This is a genomic window from Bacillus sp. B2-WWTP-C-10-Post-4 (assembly GCF_009183805.1).
Lineage (GTDB): Bacteria > Bacillota > Bacilli > Bacillales > Bacillaceae_G > Bacillus_A > Bacillus_A cereus.
Window position 1 is genome coordinate 1 of record NZ_WEII01000189.1, and the last position, 4,689, is coordinate 4,689.

The window sequence follows — 4,689 nt, forward strand, 5'->3', positions numbered from 1 at the left end:
TTACTAACTTCTATAAACGAAAATAAGTATCCTCTAATAATCTCAAATTAAAAACCTTAGCATAGATATACTAAGGTTTTTTGTATTTTTATAATGAATGAATTCTTTCATAGTCTTTTTTAAATTGATTATCATTTTTTAACCAACTTTTAAAAGTTGGTTCCTTTATTTCTAAAATTGAACAAGTTTTAGCGATACATTTATTTTTCATATATTCCTTAAGGAAATTTTGTTTTCTCTGCTTAACAGCAGATTGGGTTCTTTTTAGGTTTCGATCTTTTAATTGATCTAGACTTAGACTTTCTTTCTGAAATTCTTCATATTTTCTATGCAAATAAATATCTTTGTCTTTATAAATCCAATTTGAAAATAGTTGTATTGATTTTCTCCCGGTTAAAATGACGCGATAATGTTTATTTTGATTTAGTAAATCGGCTGGTAAATTGTGATTTTGTAGTACCTGATTTAAAGAATTCATAAAGCTATATGATCCTCCTACAAAGCTTACTGTATACGTTTCATACTTGACGTAACCATCCCCATCAAAATATCCACGAACAAAATGATGTAAATATTCTTCAGGCACGAATGGAAATTTAATATTTAATGATTTACATGGCATGATTCCATGTATGTTCATAAGGTCGTCTTTTATTGTTTTGCTATTAATGTTTAGCATATATACGTCTGTTTTTTTGTTTTGATAAAGTGGCTGGTTGGTGTTTAATTCTTTTTTTATATCTTCTAAAATATAACTTTCTTTTTGTGATATACTGACGCATTGATTTTCTTTTTGTATAACGCCGTCAGCTGCTATAAATCCTAAAATATAAGCCATATTATTTGACCAAGTTTTAAAATAATTTTCTTTTATGTCATACTTTCTCTTCCAACTCCCTATAGCGCGCCTTGGGACGTTGCTGTCTGATAAAACCATACGAATATACCTTGCAGACACATTAGCAAGTGTAGCAATCTCTGAGGTGCTTTTCCCCTCTGCATATAGCTGCGTTATCTCAGATTTTGATAGTTTACATTTTGATTTCTTTTTTCGCTCTATGTGCACTTACATCCTCTCCTTCCTTTCTTTTATTAGAGACATATTTTCTTCTATAACATACAATGAAACATATGTTCTTTGTTGCGTATAAGAAGGAATTTACTAAATAAAAACAATTTACATGTACTTAATATTTGTCTTAGCTGCTGCTATGCGATTTGTACTTTATAGATACAAATAATGAATTTGACGGATTTATGAAATACAAGGCATTTTAGATGAAAGGTAAAATAATATAGTTTAAACTACAAATAGCTACAATAACAACATACGTAAATTGTTAATCGTAAAAAGGAGAACGAATGAATAAGAAATATACAAATCAAATTCATACTGATATGAGTTTTAAACCGAAAGATATTATAAGTTTAATGACGGATTACTTTAAAATGAAATCAAAGCTGCGTCCTATAAAGGATTTGCCTGTTGTTTTATCAAATAAAGATAATGAAGCGTTAGAGAGTGTTACATGGTTTGGCCATTCTGCTTCTCTTTTGAAAATAGAAGGTAAAAAACTGTTATTAGACCCGATGTTTGGAGATGCCTCTTCCCCATTTCCCTTGTTTAATAGTAAGCGTTATAGTGGTGCTTTTTCTTTAGAACGTGATGACCTTCAAGAAATTGATGCGATTATCATTTCTCATAATCACTATGATCATTTGAATTACAAAAGTATTATGCAGTTAAAAAATCGCGCAAAACACTTTTATGTTCCAACTGGAGTTGCACAATATCTTATTAAATGGGGGGTTTCACCTAGTAAAATTAGTGAGCATAATTGGTGGGACGAAATTACGTTTGATAATATTAAGTTAGTATGTGCGCCTGCAAGGCATTTCTCTGGACGTGGTATGACAGATAGAGATCGTTCATTATGGTGTTCATGGCTTATTCTTGGTCAAGAGACTAAAATTTTCTTTAGTGGTGATAGCGGTTATGCCCCTCACTTTAAGGAAATTGGTGATAAATACGGTCCATTCGATCTTACATTAATGGAATGCGGGCAATATGATCTGAGGTGGTCTGCTATTCATATGTTGCCTGAAGAAACGGTACAAGCTCATATTGATGTTAAAGGAGAATTACTTCTTCCGATTCATTGGGGTGCTTTTACGTTAGCATTACATGAATGGAGTGACCCGATAGAACGTGTTACGAAAGAAGCTAACCGTTTAGGAGTTAAAATTACAACGCCACAAATTGGCGAATCTATTACGTTAAAATCTACAGACTATCCTTTATCCGCTTGGTGGAAGGAAATTTAATTTTAAAATATAAAAAGAGCGAATCCTCTTATAAAGAATTCGCTCTTTTTTCTGTATTTAAACTTATTTCACTATATTGGATCTCCCACTATCTAATACTCTATTTGCTGGTACACTGGACATTTCAACCACTGTATTCATACTCTTATCAGTCAGTTCAATGAGTTCGTTTTCATGTTTTATTTTATTTAAATCCCACACCATCCCATGAAATTCATTATGTTGACCACTTACCTGTATAATGCTTTTTGTTTTATTTGAAGGCTGTATTTGAAGGTTTGTAAATTGATTCCCACTAATTTCATTTGGCGTAGTTACTTGACTATCCATATAAATCATATTTACACAGTCTTCTAAAGAAAAGTTCATAAAACGATTGGCATTTATCCAAGCTTGTCCGGTGCTCGGTTTTTTCGCTACTAATTTCAGTCCAGTTTCCATTCCTACAACTTTAATATTTTCGAAGTTAACAAACGAAATTTCATTTTCTTTTCCAGCAGAGTATAAAGAAATTCCGGTACCTTTATTCGTTTCCGTCCAATTGATAATATTTATATCTTTTATTTGTGTTTTGTTCCAAGTGTTATAATATTTATTTTTACCGTCTAAATAAATAACTTCAGAGTTAAATTTAGGATCGTCAATAGCTATATACGCTCCTTCAATGGATGCGTTTTTCTCTAGTTCTAAAACTCTAAAGTTTCCCTCAACTACAAATTGGGATCCGTAACCAAATAATAATTTCACACCTTTTTTAACAATGATTGGTGACGTAATTTTATACTTTTTATCATCAAGCAATACAGTTTTAATTTTACTAGACTCTGCTTTATTAATAGCAGATTGTATTTTTATTGAATCATTTTCCCCTTTAAAGTTTTCTACATACAAGTTAGTACTTTTAGCTGCATAGTCTTTTTTGTTGTATTGATAAAAAGCAAAAATAATTAAAACTATACCCATGAGTAAAACAATTATTTTCTTCATCGTACTCACCCCATATCTATTAATCTATGGCTTTTATATTCAGGTTATTATTATTTTGCTTTGTATTTCAGATTACCATTTCTGCTTTGTCTATGAATTATATTATGTAGGAATTAGTAAACTGTTTGCTTTACTAATACATCATTCTTATAATGTATTAATTTATGATTTCATAAAACAACAGTCTGCTTGCACATAATGAAATCCCTTTCTCTATTCCTAATAAGCTCTTACTGGCGATATAAGATGTACTGCTGCAGATTGCGCTCCTGCTTCAATCAATATCGGTCTCATAGAACCTCCAAAACTTAAAGTAATCGTTTCTTCTTTTATTGCTCTTAAAGCATCAACCATAAAACGCCCATCGAAAGATATATTTAATTGTTTTTCACCTTGAATCGCATCTATTTGTTGCGTTTCAGATATTTTCCCAATTTGAGAAGCGTTTGAAGAAATTTTAATTGTGGATTCGTTTATGATTTCTAAGTTAACATTGTTATTAGCCCATTCACTTGCTAATAAACTTGATCGGTCTACACCTTGTAATATCTTTTTTCTATCTACGTTAATAATCGTTTTAAAATCATTTGGAATAAGGTTAGAAATATTAGGATATTTCCCTTCAATTAGTCTTGAATATAATGTAGTTGTTCCGATCGTAAATATAATATGACTCTCTGAAAGGTAGATATATACGAATTCCGAATTGCTGTTCATTAATTTTAGAAGTTCACTAATGGTTGCGCTTGGTACAATACAATTTGCTTTTACATCTGAGGAAAGTAATGTTTCGCGTATCGCTAGTCTATGTGAGTCAGTTGCAGCGCAAATTAACTTATTATTAGAAAACTCTATATGCACCCCAGTAAGAACAGGTCTAGACTCATTTTTTGCTACCGCAAAGACTGTTTGTTTAAATACTTCAATCAATTGCTCTGTTTCTACCTTGATTTCTGCATGATTGTCTATAAGCGGTACATTCGGAAACTCATCTGCAGGAAATCCATTTAAACTTAATGTGATTTCTTCTGATTGTATCTTAATAATTTGCTCATTCTTACTTTTTATTGCTATATCACTTGGCATTTTCTTTATTATTTCAATGAAATACTTTGCAGGTACAACAATAGTTCCTACCTTTAAAATAGTTGCAATCTTTTCGTCTTCAATTGAAACAGGAATGAATTTTTCAATAAAAATATTTGAGTTACTTGCAATTAAAGTAATTCCAGATTGATCTGCAGTTATTTTTATACCAGATAATATAGGAATTAAAGATTTTGTTGATATTGCTTTGTTGACTTCTGAAAGTGCTTGAGTGAATTGTTTGTGATTAACGATAAACTCCATGTTTCCCCCGCCTTACATGAAATAATA

Annotated in this window: 4 protein-coding genes; 1 reads left to right on the plus strand and 3 read right to left on the minus strand. The window is 31.0% G+C overall.

Annotation, left to right across the window (positions count from 1 at the left end; all coding sequences use genetic code 11):
* Positions 1 to 88: 88 nt before the first annotated feature.
* Complete coding sequence (locus tag GBN78_RS28550) at positions 89 to 1,066, minus strand: LAGLIDADG family homing endonuclease (protein WP_084064245.1); 978 nt, start codon at positions 1,064 to 1,066, stop codon at positions 89 to 91.
* Positions 1,067 to 1,362: 296 nt separating this feature from the next.
* Between GBN78_RS28550 and GBN78_RS28555 the strand changes: the two genes are divergently transcribed.
* Positions 1,363 to 2,325 carry an MBL fold metallo-hydrolase gene (locus GBN78_RS28555; RefSeq protein ID WP_152127974.1) on the plus strand — a complete coding sequence of 321 codons (963 nt, stop codon included), beginning with the start codon at positions 1,363 to 1,365 and terminating at the stop codon, positions 2,323 to 2,325.
* 63 nt (positions 2,326 to 2,388) lie between these two features.
* Here GBN78_RS28555 and GBN78_RS28560 read toward each other — a convergent pair whose 3' ends face one another.
* Both GBN78_RS28560 and dnaN read right to left on the minus strand, forming a co-directional pair.
* Entirely contained in the window at positions 2,389 to 3,312 is a 924-nt protein-coding gene (locus GBN78_RS28560; RefSeq protein WP_000721087.1) for a hypothetical protein, read from the minus strand.
* A 219-nt stretch (positions 3,313 to 3,531) separates the two neighbouring features.
* A complete protein-coding gene (gene dnaN, locus GBN78_RS28565; RefSeq protein ID WP_152127975.1) occupies positions 3,532 to 4,662 on the minus strand; it encodes a DNA polymerase III subunit beta in 1,131 nt (376 codons plus the stop codon).
* Positions 4,663 to 4,689 lie beyond the last annotated feature (27 nt).